This is a genomic window from Pseudoduganella sp. GCM10020061 (genome assembly GCF_042683405.1).
Lineage (GTDB): Bacteria > Pseudomonadota > Gammaproteobacteria > Burkholderiales > Burkholderiaceae_D > Telluria.
The window spans coordinates 172039-193726 of sequence record NZ_JBHUJS010000006.1 but is presented as its reverse complement, the minus strand read 5'-3'; the positions used below and the strand labels follow the sequence as shown (position 1 = coordinate 193726).

At 67.2% G+C, this 21688-nt stretch carries 19 protein-coding genes; 11 read left to right on the top strand and 8 right to left on the bottom strand.

Annotation, left to right across the window (positions count from 1 at the left end; translation table 11 throughout):
• Positions 1-9: 9 nt before the first annotated feature.
• On the top strand, positions 10-810 hold the full coding sequence (gene gloB / locus ACFSQR_RS12565) for a hydroxyacylglutathione hydrolase (protein WP_377730166.1): 801 nt from the start codon (positions 10-12) through the stop codon (positions 808-810).
• Between the two features lie 125 nt (positions 811-935).
• Here gloB and aceB read toward each other — a convergent pair whose 3' ends face one another.
• The gene (gene aceB / locus ACFSQR_RS12560) at positions 936-2525 is read right to left on the bottom strand and encodes a malate synthase A (protein WP_377730165.1); all 1590 of its coding nucleotides are present in this window, start codon (positions 2523-2525) and stop codon (positions 936-938) included.
• A 117-nt stretch (positions 2526-2642) separates the two neighbouring features.
• Between aceB and ACFSQR_RS12555 the strand changes: the two genes are divergently transcribed.
• Positions 2643-3548 carry a LysR family transcriptional regulator gene (locus ACFSQR_RS12555; protein ID WP_377730164.1) on the top strand — a complete coding sequence of 302 codons (906 nt, stop codon included), beginning with the start codon at positions 2643-2645 and terminating at the stop codon, positions 3546-3548.
• Between the two features lie 147 nt (positions 3549-3695).
• Here the strand turns inward: ACFSQR_RS12555 and ACFSQR_RS12550 are convergent, their stop codons facing one another.
• From ACFSQR_RS12550 to ACFSQR_RS12540, 3 genes are all read right to left on the bottom strand, one after another.
• The gene (locus ACFSQR_RS12550; RefSeq protein ID WP_377730163.1) at positions 3696-3899 is read right to left on the bottom strand and encodes a cold-shock protein; all 204 of its coding nucleotides are present in this window, start codon (positions 3897-3899) and stop codon (positions 3696-3698) included.
• 276 nt (positions 3900-4175) lie between these two features.
• Complete coding sequence (gene upp, locus ACFSQR_RS12545; RefSeq protein ID WP_377730162.1) at positions 4176-4826, bottom strand: uracil phosphoribosyltransferase; 651 nt, start codon at positions 4824-4826, stop codon at positions 4176-4178.
• A 77-nt stretch (positions 4827-4903) separates the two neighbouring features.
• A complete protein-coding gene (locus ACFSQR_RS12540; protein WP_377730161.1) occupies positions 4904-6574 on the bottom strand; it encodes an isovaleryl-CoA dehydrogenase in 1671 nt (556 codons plus the stop codon).
• Between the two features lie 215 nt (positions 6575-6789).
• On the opposite strand from ACFSQR_RS12540, the gene ACFSQR_RS12535 reads away from it, so the two are divergent.
• Positions 6790-8514, top strand: coding sequence for a putative bifunctional diguanylate cyclase/phosphodiesterase (locus ACFSQR_RS12535; RefSeq protein ID WP_377730160.1), 1725 nt, complete (start codon positions 6790-6792; stop codon positions 8512-8514).
• Positions 8515-10005: an HDOD domain-containing protein gene (locus tag ACFSQR_RS12530; protein WP_377730159.1), complete on the top strand. Its 1491-nt coding sequence runs from the start codon at positions 8515-8517 to the stop codon at positions 10003-10005.
• 2 nt (positions 10006-10007) lie between these two features.
• On the opposite strand, the gene ACFSQR_RS12525 is transcribed toward ACFSQR_RS12530, so the two are convergent.
• Positions 10008-11153, bottom strand: a complete 1146-nt coding sequence (locus ACFSQR_RS12525; protein WP_377730158.1) for an MFS transporter — start codon at positions 11151-11153, stop codon at positions 10008-10010.
• A gap of 55 nt (positions 11154-11208) precedes the next feature.
• Positions 11209-12303: a chorismate synthase gene (gene aroC / locus ACFSQR_RS12520; RefSeq protein ID WP_377730157.1), complete on the bottom strand. Its 1095-nt coding sequence runs from the start codon at positions 12301-12303 to the stop codon at positions 11209-11211.
• 190 nt (positions 12304-12493) lie between these two features.
• On the opposite strand from aroC, the gene ACFSQR_RS12515 reads away from it, so the two are divergent.
• Positions 12494-14734, top strand: a complete 2241-nt coding sequence (locus tag ACFSQR_RS12515) for an EAL domain-containing protein (RefSeq protein WP_377730155.1) — start codon at positions 12494-12496, stop codon at positions 14732-14734.
• 80 nt (positions 14735-14814) lie between these two features.
• Here ACFSQR_RS12515 and ACFSQR_RS12510 read toward each other — a convergent pair whose 3' ends face one another.
• Positions 14815-15270 (bottom strand): CBS domain-containing protein, encoded by a 456-nt coding sequence (locus ACFSQR_RS12510; RefSeq protein WP_377730153.1) that lies wholly within the window; start codon positions 15268-15270, stop codon positions 14815-14817.
• Between the two features lie 151 nt (positions 15271-15421).
• Here ACFSQR_RS12510 and ACFSQR_RS12505 point away from each other — a divergent pair, with 151 nt between their 5' ends.
• From ACFSQR_RS12505 to ACFSQR_RS12495, 3 genes are read left to right on the top strand one after another with little or no spacing between them, the layout of a single operon-like run.
• Positions 15422-16732, top strand: coding sequence for an O-acetylhomoserine aminocarboxypropyltransferase (locus ACFSQR_RS12505; RefSeq protein ID WP_377730152.1), 1311 nt, complete (start codon positions 15422-15424; stop codon positions 16730-16732).
• Position 16733: 1 nt separating this feature from the next.
• Positions 16734-17540, top strand: a complete 807-nt coding sequence (locus tag ACFSQR_RS12500) for an alpha/beta fold hydrolase (protein ID WP_377730151.1) — start codon at positions 16734-16736, stop codon at positions 17538-17540.
• Positions 17537-17848, top strand: coding sequence for an Mpo1-like protein (locus ACFSQR_RS12495; protein ID WP_377730150.1), 312 nt, complete (start codon positions 17537-17539; stop codon positions 17846-17848). Before ACFSQR_RS12500 ends, ACFSQR_RS12495 begins: the two co-directional genes overlap by 4 nt.
• A gap of 3 nt (positions 17849-17851) precedes the next feature.
• On the opposite strand, the gene ACFSQR_RS12490 is transcribed toward ACFSQR_RS12495, so the two are convergent.
• Complete coding sequence (locus ACFSQR_RS12490) at positions 17852-19204, bottom strand: YihY family inner membrane protein (protein ID WP_377730149.1); 1353 nt, start codon at positions 19202-19204, stop codon at positions 17852-17854.
• A gap of 62 nt (positions 19205-19266) precedes the next feature.
• On the opposite strand from ACFSQR_RS12490, the gene wrbA reads away from it, so the two are divergent.
• From wrbA to ACFSQR_RS12475, 3 genes are read left to right on the top strand one after another with little or no spacing between them, the layout of a single operon-like run.
• Positions 19267-19878 (top strand): NAD(P)H:quinone oxidoreductase, encoded by a 612-nt coding sequence (gene wrbA / locus ACFSQR_RS12485; protein ID WP_377730227.1) that lies wholly within the window; start codon positions 19267-19269, stop codon positions 19876-19878.
• Entirely contained in the window at positions 19878-20273 is a 396-nt protein-coding gene (locus ACFSQR_RS12480; protein ID WP_377730147.1) for a DUF2069 domain-containing protein, read from the top strand. Before wrbA ends, ACFSQR_RS12480 begins: the two co-directional genes overlap by 1 nt.
• The gene (locus tag ACFSQR_RS12475; RefSeq protein ID WP_377730145.1) at positions 20270-21679 is read left to right on the top strand and encodes an FAD-binding oxidoreductase; all 1410 of its coding nucleotides are present in this window, start codon (positions 20270-20272) and stop codon (positions 21677-21679) included. The genes ACFSQR_RS12480 and ACFSQR_RS12475 overlap by 4 nt, the downstream gene beginning before the upstream one ends.
• The last annotated feature ends 9 nt before the right edge of the window (positions 21680-21688 follow it).

The following is a 21688-nucleotide window of genomic DNA, read 5'->3' as shown; positions in this document are numbered from 1 at the left end:
CCTGAATACATGACGACTATACCGCGCAGCGAACCAGGCGTCCTTACCATACCAGCTTTCCACGACAATTACCTGTGGCTGGTTCATGATGGCAAGAACGCTGTGGCGGTCGATCCCGGCGATGCAGCCGCGATCGCCGCTGCGCTCGACGCCCACAGCCTTGAACTGACCGCCATTCTAACCACCCATCACCATGCCGACCATGTGGGCGGGGTGCGCGAGCTGGCGCGGCAGTGGGATGTGCCGGTGTACGCGCCGCTGCACGATGCGGTGGCCGGTGCGACGGTGCGACTGGCCGAAGGCGACCGGGTCGTGCTGGACCGGCCCGCCATCGCATTCCGGGTGCTGGATGTGCCGGGCCATACGCGCGGGCACATCGCCTACGTGCGCGAGACGCAGGGCGCGCATTGGGTGTTTTGCGGCGACACGCTGTTTGCGGGCGGCTGCGGGCGGCTATTCGAAGGCACGCCGGAGATGATGCTGGCGTCGCTGGGCAAGCTGGCGAGCCTGCCGGACGACACGCTGGTGTACTGCGCGCATGAGTACACGCTGGCGAACCTGCGCTTCGCGCTGGCGGTCGAGCCGGGCAATGCGGCGCTGCAGGCGCGCTACGTACAGGCCGAAGCGATGCGTGCGGCCGGAGAGCCGACCGTGCCGTCGACGGTGGGACTGGAGCGCGCGACCAATCCGTTCCTGCGCTGCGATTCGCCGGAGATCCGCGCGACGCTCGTGCGCGAGGGGCGGATCGGCCCGCAGGCGGGGCCGGTGCAGGTGTTTGCGGCGCTGCGCGAGTGGAAGAATACCTTCTGATTTCTTAGGGGGGGGGGTATGCGGTCCGGAATCGCTTGCCGGCGCATACCCCCCTGCTTTTTTCCGCGCCAGGCGGCACAGGCGGATACTCCGGGGGAGTATCCGCGCGACGGTCGGCGACAGCGTCAGATTTCTTCGTACAGGGGCAGCGTGAGGAATTCGGCGAATTCCTCGGAGGTCGACATCTGTTCGAAAATCTGCGCGGCGCGCGGATAGGTCGGGCCGTGGCCGTCCGGGGCCACCTGCTGCACCTTGGCCAGCTCCTCCGGGATCATCGCGCGCACCATCTCGGCCGTGACCTTGCGGCCGTCGTCCAGCACGCCTTTCGGCGAGCGGATCCACTGCCACACCTGCGAACGGCTGATCTCGGCCGTCGCAGCGTCCTCCATCAGGTTGTGGATCGGCACGCAGCCATTCCCCGCCAGCCAGCTGCCCAGGTAGTGGATGCCGACGTTGATGTTGTAGCGCAGGCCCGCTTCCGTGATCGGCGCTTCGGGCTTGAAGTCGAGTAGCTGCGCGGCCGTCACTTCCACATCCGGCCGCTGCTTCGCGATCTGGTTCGGCGCGTCGCCCAGCACTTTCGTGAACTCCTCCATCGCCAGCGGAACCAGCCCCGGGTGCGCCACCCAGCCGCCGTCGTAGCCGTCGGTCGCGTCGCGCGCCTTGTCGGCGCGTACGCCGGCCATCGCCACCTCGTTGCGCTCCGGGTCGTTCTTGATCGGGATGAGCGCCGCCATGCCGCCGATCGCCGGCGCATTGCGCTTGTGGCAGGTCTTGAGCAGCAGCAGCGCGTAGGCGCGCATGAACGGCGACGTCATCGTCACCTTGGGGCGGTCGGCCAGGCAGAAGTCCTTGTCGCGCTTGAACTTCTTGATGCAGCTGAAGATGTAGTCCCAGCGGCCCGCGTTCAGGCCCGCGCTGTGTTCGCGAAGCTCGTACAGGATCTCGTCCATCTCGAAGGCGGCCAGGATGGTTTCGATCAGCACGGTGGCCTTGATGGTCCCGCGCGGCAGGCCCAGTTCGTCCTGCGTCATCACGAAAATGTCGTTCCACAGGCGCGCTTCCAGGTGCGATTCCATCTTCGGCAGGTAGAAGTACGGGCCGGCGCCGCGCGCCAGCTGCTCTTTCGCGTTATGGAACATGAACAGGGCGAAGTCGAAGATGCCGCCGGAGACGCGCTTGCCATCGACCAGCACGTGCTTCTCGTCGAGGTGCCAGCCGCGCGGCCGCACCACCAGGGTGGCGACCTTGTCGTTCAGCTTGTAGCTCTTGCCGCCCTGCTCCAGCGCGATGGTGCCGCGCACCGCATCGCGCATATTGATCTGGCCGGTGACCTGGTTGTCCCAGTTGGGCGTGTTTGAGTCCTCGAAGTCGGTCATGTAGCTGTCCGCGCCCGAGTTCAGCGCATTGATGACCATCTTGCGCTCGACCGGCCCGGTGATTTCCACGCGGCGGCACTCCAGCGCCTTGGGCAGCGGCGCGATGGTCCAGTCGCCCTCGCGGATGTGCGCGGTCTGGGGCAGGAAATCGGGCCGCTCGCCCGCGTCGAGGCGGCGCGCGCGCTCCTCGCGTGCGGCCAGCAGCTGCTGGCGGCGCGGCTCGAACGCCCGCGACAGCTTCGTGACCAGTTCCAGCGCCGCCGGCGTGAGGATCTGTTCGTAGCCAGGTTTGATCTCGCCCGTGATGGTCATGCCGGCCGGGGTATCGATTGCCATGTGCTGCTCCTTGAGGTGGGAAGATGTTGTTTTATGCAGTATATTCACGCTGAGTTATCTAAACGAGACAAATAATCACATCATTTGTGCGGATTTGTATCAAATCAGGGGGAAGGCATGGGTCAGTTCCGACAGATTTCCACGTTCGTCGAGGTAGTGGCGCGCGGCAGCCTGTCGGCAGCGGCGCGCGCCGAGGGCATCGCGCCGGCGATGATCGGACGCCGCCTGGACGCGCTCGAGCAGCGGCTTGGCGTCAAGCTGTTGCAGCGGACCACACGCAAGCTGGCGCTTACCGACGAGGGCGCCGCCTTCCTGGAGGATTGCAAGCGCATCCTCGCCGAGATGCAGGAAGCCGAGGCGGCAGTCGCCGAGCGCAGCGCGCGCGCGACCGGGCACCTGGTCATCTCCGCCCCGGCCGGTTTCGGCCGCCAGCATGTGGCGCCGCTGCTGCCCTCCTTCCTCGCCGAACACCGCGACGTGACGGCGAACCTGAACCTGAGCGACCGGCTGGTCGACATGGTGGGCGAAGGAGTCGACGTGGCGATCCGCATCGCCAGCCTGGAGGATTCGAACCTGGTCGGCGTGAAGCTCTCCGATAACCGGCGCGTGGTGGTCGCTTCGCCGGCCTACCTCAAGCGGCGTGGGGTGCCGAAGACGCTGGACGATCTGCAGCGCCACAACTGCCTGGCCATTTCCAGCGAAGGCAGCCAGCGCGGCTGGACCTTCCGCGACAACGGCAGGATCGTGACGTGCAAAGTGGCGGGCAATATGCAGTGCAACGACGGCGAGGTGCTGCACGACTGGGCGCTTGCAGGCAAGGGCCTGGCGTGGCGGTCGATGTGGGAAGTGGGCGCCGAGATCGAGGCGGGCAAGTTGCGCACGGTGCTCGACCAGTTTGCGGCGCCGGGCAACGATATCTATGCGGTCTTTGCGCAGCGCCGCCACCTGCCGCTGCGGATACGGGCGTTCGTGGAGTTCTTGCGGCGCACCTACGCGCGTCCCGGCTACTGGCGCCGGGCGTAGGAAGGGGACTGCCCCCAGGCCGCTGAGCGGGCAGTGCTGTCCCCCGGTCTTCAGCTTGCGCAGCGGTACTGCCGCGCAGGGAGCACAGGCAAAAAAAAATCCCCGGCAATGCCAGGGATTTTTCGTCAAACAATCAGCTGGGCTGGATTACAGCGGCTGGATGTTCGATGCTTGCTTGCCCTTTGGACCGGAGGTCACTTCGAAGGACACGCGCTGGTTTTCTTGCAGCGACTTGAAGCCGGCGCTTTGGATAGCCGAGAAGTGGGCGAACAGATCTTCACCGCCTTCGTCCGGGGTAATGAAGCCGAAACCTTTAGCGTCATTGAACCATTTTACGATGCCAGTTGCCATTACTAATTTCCTATTTCAGTTTAAATATTAAGATCGTGTAAGAAAGCAAGAAAGGAATGACAGACAACCTGCACTACCACCTCGAATCCAACGATCCCGCATTATACTCAAATAAATCAGAAAAACAGCAGTGCACGCAAAAAAGTTCGCCCTGTTTATGATTTATTTGCCTACGTACGATAAATATATGACAAAGCAGGCCCGCACGTTTGATTTTAATCAAACGTGCGGAAGGCAAAATCTTTCCAGACGGAATTTACTTTTCGGCCTTGGGGCTCACTTGGTGCCGAAGATGCGGTCGCCCGCGTCGCCCAGGCCCGGCACGATGTAGGCGTGCTCGTTCAGGTGCGAATCGAGCGAGGCGACATACATCTTCACGCCCGGATGGGCGTCCTGGAACACCTGCACGCCTTCCGGCGCGGCGACCAGCGCCAGGAAGATGATCTGTGCGTCGGTCACGCCGCGCTTCTTCAGCACGTCCACCGCATACACGGCCGAGTTGCCGGTGGCGACCATCGGGTCGCACAGGATGAAGGTGCGCTCGGACAGGTCCGGCAGGCGCACCAGGTATTCCACCGGCATGTGGGTGTCCGGATCGCGGAACACGCCGATGTGGCCCACGCGTGCCGACGGCACCAGTTCCAGCAGCCCGTCGCTCATGCCGATACCGGCGCGCAGGATCGGCACCACTGCCAGCTTCTTGCCGGCGATGACGGGAGCGTCCATCGTGACCAGCGGCGTGTCGATCGAGCGCGTGGTCAGCGGCAGGTCGCGCGTGATCTCATAGCCCATCAACAGCGTGATCTCGCGCAGCAGCTCGCGGAAGGTGCGGGTCGAGGTGTCGCTGGCGCGCATGTGCGACAGCTTGTGCTGAATCAGCGGGTGGCTCAGGATGAAGAGGTTCGGGAAACGGGAATCTTGTTTCATGGTGGTGTGGTAGGTGGTCGTGGACGCTGGCGCGCATTATCCCATGCACATCGGGTGCTGTACAAAAAAGTCGGACGTCAGGCCAGCGCCCGCGCCACGATGGCGGCGGCGTCCACGCCTGCGGGCAGCGCGCCGAACGCGCCCCCGGCCGGCCGCGCCAGGCGCGACGCGACAAAGGCGCCCGACACGAAGCCGGGCGCGTGCCGCAGCAGCAGGCCGGCCTGCACCGCGACCACCATCCGTTCGGCCAGGTCGCGCGCGGCGTATTCGCTGGCGCTGCCCAGGTCCGCCAGCAATTGCTCGCAGTGGCTGTCGTAGATGGCGTCCAGGCCCGCTGCCAGCGCCAGTTCTGCGCCCAGCGCATCGGCCACGGCGGGCGACCTGGCGAAGGCGCGCAGCACGTCCAGGCACATCACATTGCCGGAGCCTTCCCAGATCGAATTCACCGGGAACTCGCGGTACATGCGCGCCAGCGGGCCGTCCTCCACGTAGCCGTTGCCGCCCAGGACTTCCATCGCTTCGGCGCCGAACGCTGGGCCGCGCTTGCAGATCCAGTACTTGCCGGCGGGCGTGAGCACCCGCGCAAGCAGCGCCTCGGCCGGGTAGCTGGCGCGGTCGAAGCTGCGCGCCAGCCGCATCGCGAACGCGGTCGCGGCCTCCGATTCGAGCGCCAGGTCGGCCAGCACGTTCTGCATCAGCGCATGCTCCGCCAGCGTGCGGCCGAACGCCGAACGCGTGCGCGCATGGTGGACCGCATGGGTCAGCGCGGCGCGCATGATGCCGGCCGTGCCGACCACGCAGTCCAGGCGCGTGTGGCTGGCCATCTCCAGGATGGTGGGGATGCCGCGGCCCGCTTCGCCCACCGGCCAGCCCACCGCGCCGCAGAACTCGACCTCGGCGGACGCATTCGAGCGGTTGCCCAGCTTGTCCTTGAGGCGCTGCACGCGGATCGCGTTGCGGCTGCCGTCCGGCAGATAGCGCGGGACGAAGAAGCAGCCCAGCGCGCCGTCGCCCTCGCCCGCCTGCGCCGTCACTAAATGGGCATCGGCCTGCGGCGCCGAGAAGAACCATTTATGGCCGACCAGCGTGTGCGCGCCCTCGCCCATGTCGCCGAAGCGGTCGCGCGCTTCGTGTTCCGGCATCGGCGTGGCGCGGGTGCTGTTGGCCCGCACGTCGGTGCCGCCCTGCTTCTCGGTCATGCCCATGCCGACCAGCGCGCCCTCCTTCTCGTCCACCGGCAGCGAACGCGGATCGTAGCGGCGCGACAGGATCTTGGGCAGCCATTGCTGCGCGATCGCCGGCGCAGCATGGCGCAGCGCAGGCACGCACGCGTAGGTCATGGTGACGGGACACTGCGCACCGTTTTCCACCTGCCCGAACAGGAAGAAGCGCGCGGCGCGCGCCACCTGGCGGCCTTCCTGCGTGCCCTCCCATGGCGAGGCGTGCACGCCCTGTTCGATCATCTGCTGCATCAGCGCGTGCCAGGAAGGATGGAATTCGAGTTCGTCGATGCGCCGTCCGGCGCGGTCGTACTGCAGCAGCCGGGGCGGGTTGGCATTGGCGAGCCGTCCCAGGTCGAGCGTTGCCGCACTTCCCAGGCGCGCGCCAAGCGCCGCAAGTTCGCCGGTGGCCCAGCCCGCGCCCTCCCGTTCCAGCGCCTCGCGCAGCGCAGTGTCGCAGGCGAACAGGTTAACGCCCTCGAACGGCTGCGGCAGGTTGAATGGCGTGTGGGTATCGAACTGGCTCATCGCAGGGCTCCCGGTTTGTCCGAAGCACAATAGCACGGTCGTGCCGCGTCGTAAAACCGTCCCGTTTCCCTTGGCTGCCGCGCGTCCTTTTGAGGCAAATCAAAGCACCGGCGCATGGGCCGCCAAGCTTGCTGTTTTGGTGCGATTTGGAAATCTTTCGGTGCTAGAGTGGGTCACGTTCCGTCATTTGTGCCGTGGGAAACCACGCCAGTCACATGCGTACCCCTGACCCCGCGTTGCCTGCCGCGCGCTGCGGCGAGTTCGATGCCCTGCTGGACGCCGCCGGCGACATCGCCGCGCGGCTCGACGGCGAGGGGCGCATCCTGCGCGCCAGCACCAGTCTGCGCGAACTGCAGGGCGCCCCGGAGGTAACGCTTGCCTCGCTGGTCGCGGCGCCCGACCGCAGCGCCCTGCGCCAGGCCATCGCCTCGGCCATGCTGGAACCGGGCAAGGCCATGCTGGCGGAAGCGCGCATCCAGATCGGCGGTCGCGAAGCCTGGTTCGAACTGCGCCTGACCGCCTCCATCAACGATGCAAGGGAAAGCAGCGTGTTCGCGGTCGGGCGCGACATGACCGCCCAGCACGCGACCGAAGAACGGCTGCGCCACATGGCGACCCACGACAGCCTGACCGAGCTTCCCAACCGCCTGCTGCTGGCCGACCGCATCCGCATGGTGATCGCTTCGGCGCGCCGTTCCGGGCAGGGCTTCGCGGTCGCTTCGATCGGCCTGGATGGCTTCAAGAAGGTCAACGACGGCCTCGGGCTCACGGTCGGCGACGCGGTGCTGCGCATGGCCGCCGCGCGCCTGCGCAAGACGCTGCGCGACAGCGATACCCTGGCGCGCATCGGCGGCGACGAATTCGTCGCGGTCCTGCCGGGCACCTGCAACGCACAGCAGATCCGACTGATCTCGGGCCGCCTGCTCGCTTCGCTGCAGCCGCCGTTCGATGTCGAGGGCCACACCATTTATGTCGGGGCGACGATCGGCGTGTCGGTCTATCCGCAGCATGCGGAAGACGAGGTGCGCCTGGTGGCGCTGGCCGACAGCGCGATGTCGCGCGCCAAGCTGGCCGGCAAGGGCAAGTACATGATCTACAGCGCGCGCGAGGTGCCCGGCGCACCCGCGCATGACATCTCGCTGGAAGCGGCCATGTTCCAGGCCGTGCGCGAGGGCGAGTTCCTGCTGTTCTACCAGCCGATCGTGGACGCGTCGAGCCGCCGTATCGAAGGCTTCGAGACACTCATGCGCTGGCGCCATCCGGCGCTGGGCATGGTGCCTCCGGTGCGCTTCGTGCCGATCGCCGAGACCAATGGCCTGATCAACATGCTCGGCGCCTGGGCACTGAAGGCGGCCTGCGTGCAGCTGCTGCAATTCCAGGAGGTGGCCGGCCGTCCGCTCTACATCTCGGTGAACATCAGCCCGCGCCAGTTCCGCAGCGATAAATTCCTGGACGTGCTGGACGAGGCACTGGCCCTGTCCGGCCTGCCCGGCGCACAGCTGGTGCTCGAGATCACCGAGGGCACGCTGATGGTCGACCCGGTGCACGCCGAGGCCATCCTGGCCAGGATGGCGGCGCGCCGCGCCCGCATCGCGATCGACGACTTCGGCACCGGCTACTCGTCGCTGGCCTACCTGAAGCGTTTCCCGATCTCGGTGCTCAAGGTTGACCGCGCCTTCGTCAAGGACCTGCTGGCATCGGCCAAGGACGGCGCCATCGTCAACGCCGTGCTCGACCTGGCACGCCATCTCGGCCTGTCGGTGGTGGCAGAGGGCGTGGAGACCGGGCAGCAGCTGGAATACCTGGAACAGCGCGGCTGCCAGTTCGTGCAGGGCTACCTGACCGGCAAGCCGATGCCGGCCCACGTGGCGATGGCCGCGCTCAAGGAGAACCTGTACGCCGAACTGCTTCCCGCCGAACTGCGCGCGAGGATCGACTAGATGGCAGCCACGACGACCACCCCGCCCCGTCCCGACGCCACGCTGGCGCTGCTGTGGGAGCGCATTCGCCGCAACGGCGACATGCCCGGCTTCACGCGCGCGGTGCGTTCGATCCTGGGGGCGATGCGGGGCGAGGCTGACCCGGAATTCAACATGACGCAGACGGTGCTGTCCGACCCCATCCTTACCCAGAAGGTGCTGCGGCTTGCCAACAGCGGCATGTACGCGGCATTCGGCCAGTGCATCAACACCGTGTCGAAGGCGGTGCTGGTGCTGGGCACCGATGCGATCGGCCACCTCGCGCTGGGCCTGAAACTGATCGAGGAGCTGTCCGCCACTTCGCCCGGGACGCAGGCGGCCCATGAGGAGATGGAAAAGGCGATCCTGGCCGGGATGGTGGCGCAGCAGGTGGCTACCCGCGCCGACATGCGCGATCCGGAGGAAGCGGTGGTCTGCTCGATGCTGCACATGCTGGGCCGGATGCTGGTCACGTTCTACCTGCCCGAGCACTGGACCCGGCTGGTCGACGCCGCCGGCCAGGGCCGGGAGGAAGCTGCCGCTCCGGCGGTGCTGGGCCTGGCGCTGGAAGAGATCGGCCGCGCCGCCGCGCAGCGCTGGGGCCTGCCGCGCAACCTGCTGGCGGGAATGCGGGTGGTGGATCCGGACCGCGAAGGTGCCGAGATGTCGCACGAACGCTGGCTGGCCGCGGTTGCCACCATGGCGTCGCAGTGCGCGGCGCCGCTATGGGCCGACGACGCCGGCGCCGCCGGGCAGGTGCGCGCACTGGCCGGGCGCTTCTCGCGCCTGGTCGGGGTGGACACGGACGTCATCATGGAGGCGGTGTCCAAAGCGCGCCTCGCCGCCAGCGACGACCTGGTGCTCGCCCCGCTGGCGCGTCCGCAGGAGAGGCGCAACAAGGCCGACGACGCCGCGCGCCGCCGCGCCGAATGCAAACGCATCCTGCGCTCCGGCGTATCGGACATGCGCGACGTGCTGGCCACCGCCAGCCCGGGACAGATGATGACGCTGGCGCTGGAGACTGTCTACAAGGGCCTGCCTTTCGCGCGCGCGGTGGCGTTCCTGCGCAACCGCCGCGAAAAGGCCTACGCGGCGCGCATGGGCCTGGGCGACGGCGTGCGCGAACTGCTCCCCGCGATGTCCTTCCCGGATGCCTATGCGGCGGACGTGTTCCATGCCGCCCTCGACAGCGACCGGGCCATCCTGATCGACAATGCGCGCGATCCGCGCTTCTCGGCCAGGCTGCCGGGCTGGTGGAAGGAGACCCTGGCCGATGCGCCAAGCTTCATCATCCTGCCGGTGTGCGTGCACGGGCAGGCCGCAGGTTTCCTGTACGGGGAATGGGACAGGCAGCTGGCGCCGGGGGAACTGGGCCAGGAAGAATTCGCCCTGTTGAACGACATCCGTACGCTGGTGGCGCGCTCGGTGGAACGCCGCCAGCAGATGGAACTGGCGCCGCGCGCACTTGCCTGACGCTAGCTGCGCCCCTGCCAGCGGAACGAAAAGCGCGCGCACAGCAGGCCGAGCGTCGCCAGCACGCTGGCCGCGTAGTACACGCCGGACGGCCCCAGCTTCTCCCAGCACAGCGACATGAACAGGCCGCCGGCCGATCCCCCGACGCCGTAGGCGATGCTCATGTACAGGGCCTGGCCGCGCGCCTGCAGCGGCCCGGCGAACCACTTCTGCATCGCCACGATGGCGCTCGAATGGTGGGCCGCGAACGTCACCGCATGCAGCAGTTGCGCGAACAGCAGCACCGCAAACCAGCCTGCGCCTGCCCCGATCAGGATGAAGCGGCCGGTCGCCACCGCGAACGCCAGCATCATCAGCCTGCGCGCGCCCAGCCGCGCCATGACGGCCGACTGGAAATAGAAGAACCCGATTTCGACCAGCACGCCGACCGACCACATGGCGCCGATCACCGGTTTGCTGTAGCCGATCCGCTCCAGGTACAGCGAGTAATAAACGTAGAGCGAGGTATGGGCCGCGACCATCAGCGCGGTGCTGGCAAAAAAGGCGGCGACGTCGGGCTGGCGCAGCACATGCAACACCGGCACGTGGCCCTTCGGCCGTTCGATGGCGGCCGCTTCACGCACCTGCAGCGTGGCCGCCAGCACGAGCAGCAGCAACGCGCCCGCGATCCACAGCAGGCTTTCCACTCCCCACCATTCGAGCCCGTAGCCGGCGCCCGTCACCGCCAGGATGAAGCCGATCGAACCCCACAGGCGCACCCGCCCGTAGCCGGACAGGTCGCCGCGCATCTCCGACAGCAGCTGGGCTTCGGCCAGCGGCACCATCCCGCTGGTAAACAGGTTGAGCAGCACCATGACCGCGAACAGGGATGCGAAATCGTGCGCGAAGAACAGTCCCGTGAACGCGAACAGCGCGGCCACTGCGTTCGCGCGCAGCACCAGGATGCGGCGGTGGCTGCGGTCGGCAACCCAGCCCCACAGGTTCGGGCCGATCATGCGCATCACCTGGATCAGCGACATCAGCACGCCGATCTGGCCCGGACTCATGCCGCGCGCGGCAAAGAACAGGCTGGCGTAGGTGGCGAAGGTGCCCGCGTGGGCGTAATAGCTGAACAGGAACTGCGCGAATTTCGGCGACTGCGTGGACATCGGGCGTGAAGCTGTAGGCGCGGCGCCGGCACGGGCGCCTCGGTTAGAAAAAAAGTCAGGCGATGCGCGGGGTATCGACGCGCACGTCGGCGCATTGGGCGCGGTGCATCAGCGCGTGGTCGATCAGCACCAGGGCCAGCATCGCTTCGGCGATCGGCGTCGCGCGGATGCCGACGCAGGGATCGTGGCGGCCGAAGGTCTCCACCGTCACCGGCTGGCCCGCCTTGTCGATCGAGCGGCGCGGCGTGCGGATCGACGACGTCGGCTTGATCGCGACCGACACCAGGATGTCCTGGCCGGTCGAGATCCCGCCCAGGATGCCGCCGGCGTTATTGCCGACGAATCCGTGCGGGGTCAGCTCGTCGCCATGTTCGGACCCGCGCTGCGCCACCGAGCGGAAGCCGGCGCCGATCTCCACGCCCTTGACCGCGTTAATCCCCATCATGGCGTAGGCGATGTCGGCATCGAGCTTGTCGTAGATCGGCTGGCCCAGGCCGACCGGCACCTGGCGCGCCACCACCTCGATGCGGGCGCCGACCGAGTCGCCGGCGCGGCGCAGCTCGTCCATCGCCGCCTCCATCCGCGCCAGCAGCTGCGCATCGGCGGTCGGCGCGAAGAAAGGGTTGGCGTGCACGTGCTCCCAGCCGTCGAACGGCACCGCGATATCGCCCAGCTGGCTCATGTAGCCCATGACTTCGGTGCCGTACTGCTGGCGCAGCCACTTGCGCGCGATGGCAGCGGCGCCGACCACTGGCGCGGTCAGGCGCGCCGACGAGCGCCCGCCGCCGCGGGGATCGCGGATGCCGTACTTGTGCCAGTAGGTATAGTCGGCATGGCCGGGACGGAAGCTCTCGGCGATATTGCCGTAGTCCTTGCTGCGCTGGTCTTCGTTATGGATCAGCAGTGCGATCGGGGTGCCGGTGGTGCGGCCCTCGTACACGCCCGACAGGATCGACACGGTGTCGCTTTCCTGGCGCTGGGTCACGTGGCGCGAGGTGCCCGGCTTGCGCCGGTCGAGTTCCGGCTGGATGTCCGCTTCGGCCAGCTCGAGTCCCGGCGGGCAGCCGTCGATCACGCAGCCGATGGCCGGTCCGTGCGATTCGCCAAAGGTGGTGACTGTGAAGAGCTTGCCAAATGAATTGCCGGACATGGGAGGAGCGGGAGAGGTGCGAAAAAACCAATTCTACCAGTCGCTGCGCGGCGCTGCCGGCGACCGTCCAGTGTTGTTTTAATTCTCCGCTACATCTTTTTATTTCTCTACTGTTGACGTTCCGCATATACTTCAGTCACACAGCAGTAGTGAGTTTGTGTGAGTATGTATATATCCCCGGAGAAGCAATATGGCAGCACCCTCCCCTATGCCGGGGCAGGACCACGATCAGCTGGTCTTCCTGGACGAGGAAGCAGTGCCGGCGACAGCAAGCGGGGGTAGCGTGTGGCGGGTCCTGATCGTCGACGACGACGAGGACGTGCATTCGACCACCACCTTTGCGCTGGGCAGCCTGGAAATGCAGCACCGCCCGCTCGAGTTCCTGCACGCGTATTCCGCGTCAGAGGCACGCCAGCTGCTGGGCCGCGAACGCGATATCGCCGTGGTCCTGCTGGACGTGGTGATGGAACGCGACGACGCGGGCCTGGCGCTGGTCCGCCACATCCGCGAGACGCTCGGCCTGCACGAGCTGCGCATCATCCTGCGCACCGGGCAGCCCGGCTACGCGCCCGAGATCGACGCGATCCGCGACTACGACATCAACGATTACAAGACCAAGTCCGAACTCACCCGCATCAAGCTGTACACCGCGGTGACTGCCGCGATCCGCTCGTACGAGCAGATCACCGCGATCAACCGCAGCCGCCAGGGCATGGACCGCGTGCTGAATGCCTGCACCGGCCTGATGGCCCTGAACGGCGCCCGGGACTTCGGCGCCGGCGTGCTGGAACAGGCCTGCGGCCTGCTGCGCGCCACCCCGTCCGGCGTGCTGTGCGCCAAGGAGCCGGCCGGCGACGGACACCTGCTGCATGCGCTGGCTGCGGCCGGGCCGCACGCGGCGCTGGGCGGCGGCCTGCTGACGGCCGTGCGCGGAGGCGCGATCCACGCGGCACTGGAGCAGGCGTTGGGCGAGCGGCGCACCATCGTGCGCGACGACAGCATCACCCTGTACATCCGCGGCAAGAGCAAGCGCGAGTTCGCCGCCCACCTGCCGGTGGCACAGGCCCCGGGCTCCGTCGAGCTGCGCCTGCTCGACATCTTTGCCAGCCACGTGGCGGTCGGCCTCGATAACGTGGAGCTGGTCAGCCACCTGCACAACGCCGCTTTCTACGACCAGTTGTCCAAGCTGCCGAACCGCGCACGCCTGGTGGAACTGCTCGACGGCGCCATGCTGGCGCCGGCGCGCGCCCGCACCACGCTCGCACTGGTGGATATCGACGACTTCGCCGAGACCAACGACGCCCTTGGCCACCACTTCGGCGACCTGCTGCTGGTCGCGGTGGCCGGCCGCCTGCAGGCACGCCTGGGACTGAACCTGGTGCTGGCGCGGATCGGCAGCGATACCTTTGCCGTGCTGGGCGACGCCTCCGCGGTCAATCCGGAACGCATCCTGCCGCTGTTCGACATCCCGTTCACGCTGGAAGGCCAGGATGTCCAGATCTCGGCGACGCTGGGACTGGTGCGCCTGGGCGAGCACGAAGGCACCGGCGGCGACGCGCTCAAGGATGCCGACATCGCACTCAAGCGCGCCAAGAGCCAGAAGCGTTCGGGGCATTTCTATTTCACGCGCAGCATGGGCGTGGAGATCCGCGAGCGGGTCAGCATGATGCACGCGCTGCGGGCCGGCTTTGCCGGCAACGAGCTGTCGATCGTGTACCAGCCGCAGATCGACCTGGAATCGCGCCGCACGGTCGGCGCCGAGGCCCTGCTGCGCTGGCAGACGCGCGACGGCCAGTTCATCTCGCCGGACCGCTTCATCCCGATCGCCGAATATTCCGGCCTGATCATCGAGATCGGCGAATGGGTCCTGCGCGAGGCATGCCGGGAACTGGTGCGCCTGCGCGCCTGCGGGCACCGCGACTTCACCATCTCGATCAACGTGTCGCAGGTCCAGTTCCGCCATCCGTATTTCCTGCACATGCTGCAGCGGGCGCTGGCCGACACCGGCGCGCCGCCGCAGCACATCGAGCTGGAAATCACGGAATCGATGGCGATGGAAGAGCCGGACCTGCTGATCCGCGTGCTCGCGCAGGTCAAGCAGACCGGCGTGTCGATCGCGATCGACGACTTCGGCACCGGCTTCTCGTCGCTGTCGCACCTGCAGCGCCTGCAGGTGGACCGGCTCAAGATCGACCGCACCTTCGTCACCGAGATCACGGGATCGGCGCGCGGCAGCAGCATCGCCGAGATGGTGGTGCAACTGGGTCGCAACCTCGGGCTGTCGATCGTCGCCGAAGGCGTGGAAGACGAACGCCAGGCGCAGGTGCTGTCGGCGCTCGGTTGCCCGCTGGCGCAGGGCTTCCTATTTGCCAAGCCCCTGCCCGCTCCGGCGCTGGCCGACTGGCTGGCGACCGCCGTCCCCGCCGGATAGGCGCGTGGTCCGGGCAGCGGCCCGGCCCCCCCGCCTTCGGCGGACTGCCGTGGAATAAAAAAAAACCGGCGGCTGCCGGTTCAGTCTTCCTCGTTGGCCGTCTCGGCCGGCCAGTCGCGGATGTAAGCCTTGAGCATGCGGTTCTCGAAGCTCTGCGCCTCCAGCACCGCCTTCGCCACGTCGTAGAACGAGATCACGCCCTGCAGCGTCTTGGCATTCATCACCGGCAGGTAGCGCGCGTGCTTCTCGAGCATCATGCGGCGCACCTCGTTCACTTCGGTGTCGGGCGTCACGGTGATCGGGTGGTCGTCCATGTGCTTGCGCACGGTGCCCGTGCCCACGCTGCCGCCGTTGTCGTGCAGCGCCTTCATCACTTCGCGGAAGGTGAGCATGCCCACCAGGTCCCCGAATTCCATCACCACCAGCGACCCGATGTCCTTTTCCGCCATCAGGCTGGCGGCATCGACCAGCGGCATCTCGGGCGTGGCCGTGTAGAGGATATTGCCCTTCACCTGGAGGATTTCAGAGACTTTCATGGGGGTCACCTTGTCTTTATAGCAGTGCTGATCGACTGTAGCCTAAGCGTAGCAAAAAATCCAGCTTTGCGCTCGCGCAAGACGCGCCGGGCGGGGTTACATGCCTGGCAAACGGTGCTACGATGCGCCATCTCCATCACCCGGCACACCTATGAGCGGACCCCGTTATCCCGGCTTCGACACGCTGGCGCTGCATGCCGGCGCCGCGCCCGATCCAGCCACCGGCGCGCGCGCCACGCCGATCTATTTCACCTCATCGTTCGCATTCCGCGATTCCGATCATGCCGCTTCCCTGTTCAACATGGAGCGCGCCGGACACGTCTATTCGCGGATATCGAATCCGACCAACGCGGTCCTGGAAGAACGTATTGCCGCCCTCGAAGGCGGGGTCGCCGGGATCGCCACCGCGTCCGGCCAGGCCGCGCTGCACCTGGCCCTGGCCACCATCGCCGGGGCGGGCTCGCACATCGTCGCATCGCGCGCGCTGTACGGCGGCTCGCACAACCTGCTTGCCTACACGATGAAGCGCTTCGGGGTGGAGACCACCTTCATCGATCCGCGCGACCTCGACGCGTGGAAGGCCGCGATCCGGCCGCAGACCAGGGCCCTGTTCGGCGAAACGCTCGGCAATCCCGGACTGGACGTGCTCGATATCCCGGCCGTGGCCGCGCTTGCGCACGACCATGACCTGCCGCTGATGGTCGATTCCACCTTTACCACGCCTTACCTCCTGCGCCCGTTCGACCATGGAGCCGACCTGGTGGTCCATTCCGCGACCAAGTTCCTGTGCGGGCACGGCACCGCCATCGGCGGCCTGCTGGTGGACGGCGGCACGTTCGACTGGCAGCAGGCGCACGATCGCAGCGGCCGTTTCCCCGAACTGTGCGAACCCTACGAGGGCTTCCACAACATGGTGTTCGCAGAAGAGTCGACCGTGGCGCCGTTCGCGCTGCGCGCGCGCCGCGAAGGCCTGCGCGACTTCGGCGCGGCCATGGGGCCGCACGCGGCCTTCGCCATCCTGCAGGGTGTCGAGACGCTGTCGCTGCGCATGGAGCGCCATATCGCCAACACCCGCAAGGTGGTGGAGTTCCTGGTGTCCCACCCGGCCGTCGCTTCGGTTTCCTATCCGGAACTGGACAGCCACCCGGACTACGAGCTTGCCAAGACCCTGCTGCCCAAGGGCTGCGGCGCGGTGTTCTCGTTCAATCTCAAGGGCGACCGCGCAGCGGGCCGTCGCTTCGTCGACAGCCTCAAGGTGTTCACCCACCTGGCCAATGTCGGCGATGCGCGTTCGCTGGTGATCCACCCTGCTTCCACCACCCACCTGCGGGTGCCGGCGGACCAGCTGGCCGCCTCGGGCATCGCCGAAGGCACCATGCGCCTGTCGGTCGGCCTCGAGTCCGCCGACGACCTGCTCGAAGACCTCGGGCGCGCGCTCAAGGCCGCGCAGAAAGGAGCCTGAGATGATGATTGATGGCGCTTACTGCTATACGGGCGGCCGCCCGTTCGATCCCGCGCTGCCGGCCGTGGTGTTCATCCACGGCGCGCAGAACGACCATTCGGTGTGGGCTTTGCAGAGCCGCTATTTCGCGCACCACGGCTTCGGCGTGCTGGCGGTCGACCTGCCGGGCCACGGGCGCAGCGCCGGGCCGGCGCTGGATACGGTCGAAGCGATGGCGGACTGGCTGCTGTCGGTGCTGGACCGCGCCGGCGTGCAGCGCGCGCTGCTGGCTGGCCACAGCATGGGATCGCTGATCGCGCTCGAGGCGGCATTCCGCGCTCCCGGCCGCGTGTCCGCCCTGGCGCTGGTGGGCAGCACCTATCCGATGCGGGTTTCCGAAGCACTGCTGGAAACCTCGAATAACGACGAGCCGTCCGCGATCGACATGGTCAACATCTGGTCGCACTCGACGCTGGCGCAAAAGCCGTCCTGCCCGGGGCCTGGCTTCTGGACCATGGGCATGTCGCAGCGCCTGATGCAGCGCATGAGCGCGCGCAATCCCGCACACCTGTTCCACACCGATTTCACGGCCTGCAACGCGTATGCGAACGGCGAGGCGGCAGCAGCCAGCGTTGACTGTCCGGTCCTGCTGCTGCAGGGGGCGCGCGACATGATGACGCCGCCGAAGAGCGCACGCCAGCTGGCGGCCGCGCTGCGGCAGTCCAGGATCGTGACGGTGGATGCGGGGCACCAGATGATGGCCGAGCAGCCCGACGCGGTGCTCGACGCCCTGTATGGCTTCGCACTCGGCAGCAAGGAGACGACATGACCAGCGCGACCCGCTTTGCCAGTTTTTCGGAGTTCTATCCGTTCTACCTGTCGCAACACCAGAACCGCCTGTGCCGCCGCGCGCACTTCATCGGTTCCTCGTCCGCGCTGGCGGCGCTGGTGCAGTTCGGCGTCAGCCTCGATGCGGCATGGCTGCTGTTCGCGCTGCTGTCCGGCTACGGCGCGGCCTGGGTCGGCCACTTCTTCTTCGAGAAGAACAGGCCCGCCACCTTCAGCCACCCGCTGTATTCCTTCATGGGCGACTGGGTGATGTACTGGCAGATGCTGACCGCCAAACTGAGCTGGTAGGAATCAGGGCGGCGCGGGGCGCCTGAAGTGGGCCGACAGGGTCTGCTCCAGGCCGCGCTCGACCGCTTCTTCCACCTGGCGCGCCAGGGCGCCGGTGTCGAGTTCCAGCGCCGAGCGGGCCTCCTGCCTGCCGCCCTCGCCGCCGGCGAACGCAAAGATCCGGTAGACATCGGCCACCCGCACCTTGTCCGGGTTCACCAGCAGTACCCAGTGGTCGAGGTCGTAGCGCATCTTGCGGCGCCATGGACCGTGCGCCGGCGCCGGAGCGCGTACGCGCCCCACCCAGCCATGCGATTCCATCTGCTGCAGCAGCGCCGTCATTTCCTCGTAGCCGATCCGGGTGTGCTTGCGGATCATCGACGAGGCGACCAGCGTGCTGTCGCCCAGCTCGCGGCTCGCATACATCACCTTCAGGATCGCCATCGCGTCGACGAACTCGCTCCCCGGCACCGGCTTGTGCCACCAGCGCTCGTACTTCACCACCGGCAGCGCGGCGGTGATCAGCGCGCCGACCAGGGTGATCAGCCAGGACACGTAAATCCAGAGCAGGAACAGCGGCAGCGCGGCCAGCGCGCCGTAAATAATGGCGTAGGTCGGGAACTGCTTGATGAACACCGCGAACAGGCGCTTGGCGATCTCGAACGCCAGCGCCGCGGCCAGGCCGCCCCAGACCGCATCGCGCCAGTCGACGTGGCGGTTCGGCAGCCACATGTACAGGAGCGTGAACGCGCCGGTGGTCAGCAGCACCGAAAGCGCCGTGTACAGTACCGCGCCCAGGTAAGGCAGCGATTCGAGCAGCCCGCTGGTCGCGACGTACAGCTGCGTGGTCATGGTCAGCGACAGCCCGATCAGCAGCGGGCCTAGCGTCACCAGCGCCCAGTAGATCATCACCCGCTGCGACAGCGGGCGGGGACGCTGCACGCGCCAGATCTGGTTGAAGGCGCGCTCGATCATGCCCATCATGGCCGTGGAGGTAAACAGCAGGACCACCGCGCCGATGGTGGACAGGCGCGTGGCCTTGCCCGCGAAGGCCGTGAGGTTGGCAACGATGGTGTCGGCGATCGCCTTGGGCATCACCGACTGCACGAAGTACGCTTCCAGGGCTGCGCGGAACGCGGTAAACACGGGGAAGGTGGTGAAGACCGCGAACACGATCGTGAGCAGCGGGACCACGGCCAGCACGGTGGTGAAGGTGAGGCCGCCCGCAACCTGGGGCAGGCGCTCTTCCGACAGGCGGCGGTGCGCAAAGCGCACCAGGTCGACGACTTCGCTCCAGGTCAGTCCCCTCGCCACGTCCATGCCATGCGCCAGGACGCCGTGTCGGTGCGGGTGGGGAGTGGCCGGTTCATGATGCATCGGTGGGTCATCGCGGCCGTTAGCCGGCCTTGTCAGTTTGAAAGCGCCCTATAATACCAATGATGAAAGCATCCAACCCGATTATTCTCGTATTGTTCTACTCGCGTCACGGCGCGACCCGCAAACTGGCCGAACTCATCGCCCAGGGCATCGAAAGCGTTCCCGGTATCGACGCACGCATCCGCACCGTGCCGGCCGTGTCCACCGTCGCCGAAGCGGTCGAGCCGGACGTCCCGGCCAAGGGCGCGCCGTATGTCGAACGCTCGGACCTGGACGAATGCGCTGGCCTCGCGCTCGGTTCGCCCACCCGCTTCGGCAATATGGCGGCAAGCGTGAAGTACTTCCTCGACGGGACCGCGACCGAATGGCTGTCCGGCAGCCTGACCGGCAAGCCGGCAGTCGTATTCACCTCCACCGGCAGCCTGCACGGCGGCCAGGAATCGACCCTGCTGTCGATGATGATCCCGCTGCTGCACCATGGGATGCTGGTCATGGGCCTGCCCTATTCGCACCCGGAGCTGATGACGACCGAATCCGGCGGCGGCCCGTACGGCGCCTCGCACTGGGCCGGCCTGGATAACAACCGCCCGATCAGCGAGGACGAAAAGAAGCTCGCGGTCGCGCTCGGCCGCCGGCTTGCCGAAACCGTCGCCCGCCTCGAAGGAGTCCGCTGATGGATGCGCAAAAAGTCTTCCATCGTGGCGCCGTCGCCAGCATGGCCCTGCTGATCGCCTGGCTGGTGGCTTGGGAAACCGTGGTCGCGCCGCTGCGCCCGGGCGGCAGCCTGCTGGCGCTCAAGGCGGTGCCGCTGCTGCTGCCGCTGATCGGCGCCATCCGCCGCGACATCTACACCCTGCAATGGTCTTCGATGGTCATCCTGCTCTACTTCGCCGAAGGCGTGGTGCGGGCCTACAGCGACACCGGGCCGCTGTCCGCGCTGATGGCCTGGGGCGAAGCGGTGCTGGTGGTGGTGTACTTCACCTGTACCCTGCTGTTCCTGCGGCCTTACAAGAAGGCCGCGCGCAAGATGGCCAAGGAACTGCTGGAACGCGTCAACGGGACAAAATGAGCGACTCCTTCCTCGACACCTGCTGCGCGATCGTCGGCGACGGGCACGTACTGGCCGATGTGGCGGGCATGGAGCCTTTCCTCACCGACTGGCGCGGCCGCTTTACGGGCCGCGCGCGCGCCGTGCTGCGCCCGGGCAGCGTCGAAGAGGTGGCGGCGCTGGTGCGTGCCTGCGCCGCCGCCCAGGTGCCGATCGTGCCGCAGGGCGGGCGCACCGGCCTCGTGCTGGGCAGCGTGCCCGACGCCAGCGGCGAGGCGGTCGTGCTGTCGCTGGCGCGGCTGAACCGCATCCGCGCCGTCGATCCGGCGAACCGCACCATGACCGTCGATGCCGGCTGCCTGCTGCAGCAGGTGCAGGAAACCGCGGCCGTCCATGGCTGCCTGTTCCCGCTGTCGCTTGCGTCCGAAGGAAGCTGCACCATCGGTGGCAACCTGTCCACCAATGCGGGCGGCACCGCCGTCCTCCGCTACGGCAATGCGCGCGACCTGTGCCTCGGGCTGGAAGTAGTCACGCCGTCGGGCGAGGTCTGGGACGGCCTGCGTGGCCTGCGCAAGGACAACACCGGGTATTCGCTGCGCGACCTTTTCGTCGGCGCGGAGGGCACGCTGGGCGTCATCACCGCAGCGGTGCTCAAGCTGTATCCGCAGCCGCGCGGTTCGGCCACCGCGCTGGTCGCGCTGGCATCGCCGGAGGCCGCGCTGGGACTGCTCTCGCGCCTGCAGGACGAGTGCGGCGCCGGGCTCACCGCATTCGAACTGGTGTCCGACCTGTGCATGCAGCTGGTGGCGCGCCATTTCCCCGCGCTGCCGCAGCCGTTCCGCGCGCCGTCGCCGTATTACGCGCTGGTCGATGTGGAAAGCAGCGAGTCGCAGGAGCACGCCACGCAGCTGCTGGAACACAGCCTCGGCGCAGCGCTCGCGGAAGACGCTTCGCTCGAAGCCGTGGTGCCGTCGTCGGTGGGACAGGCGCGCGACCTGTGGCGGCTGCGCGAGCACATTCCGCTGGCGCAGGCCGCAGAGGGCAAGAACATCAAGCACGATATTTCGCTGCCCGTATCGCTGATCCCCGCGTTCATCCGCGACACCGCCGCCGAGTTGCAGCTCGGCTTCCCGGGCTGCCAGCTGGTGTGCTTCGGCCATCTGGGCGACGGCAACTTGCACTTCAACGTCGCTCCGCCGCCGGGCGGCGTGGACGAGGACTTCCTGGTGCACCAGCACGCGGTGAACCGCATCGTGCACGACAGCGTGGCCGCGCACGGCGGCTCGATCTCGGCCGAACACGGCATCGGCGCGCTCAAGCGCGGGGAACTGGAACGCTACAAGCCGCCGGTGGAACTCGACATGATGCGTGCGATCAAAGCCGCGCTGGACCCGCTCGGCATCATGAACCCCGGGAAGATACTCTAGGGGGACACC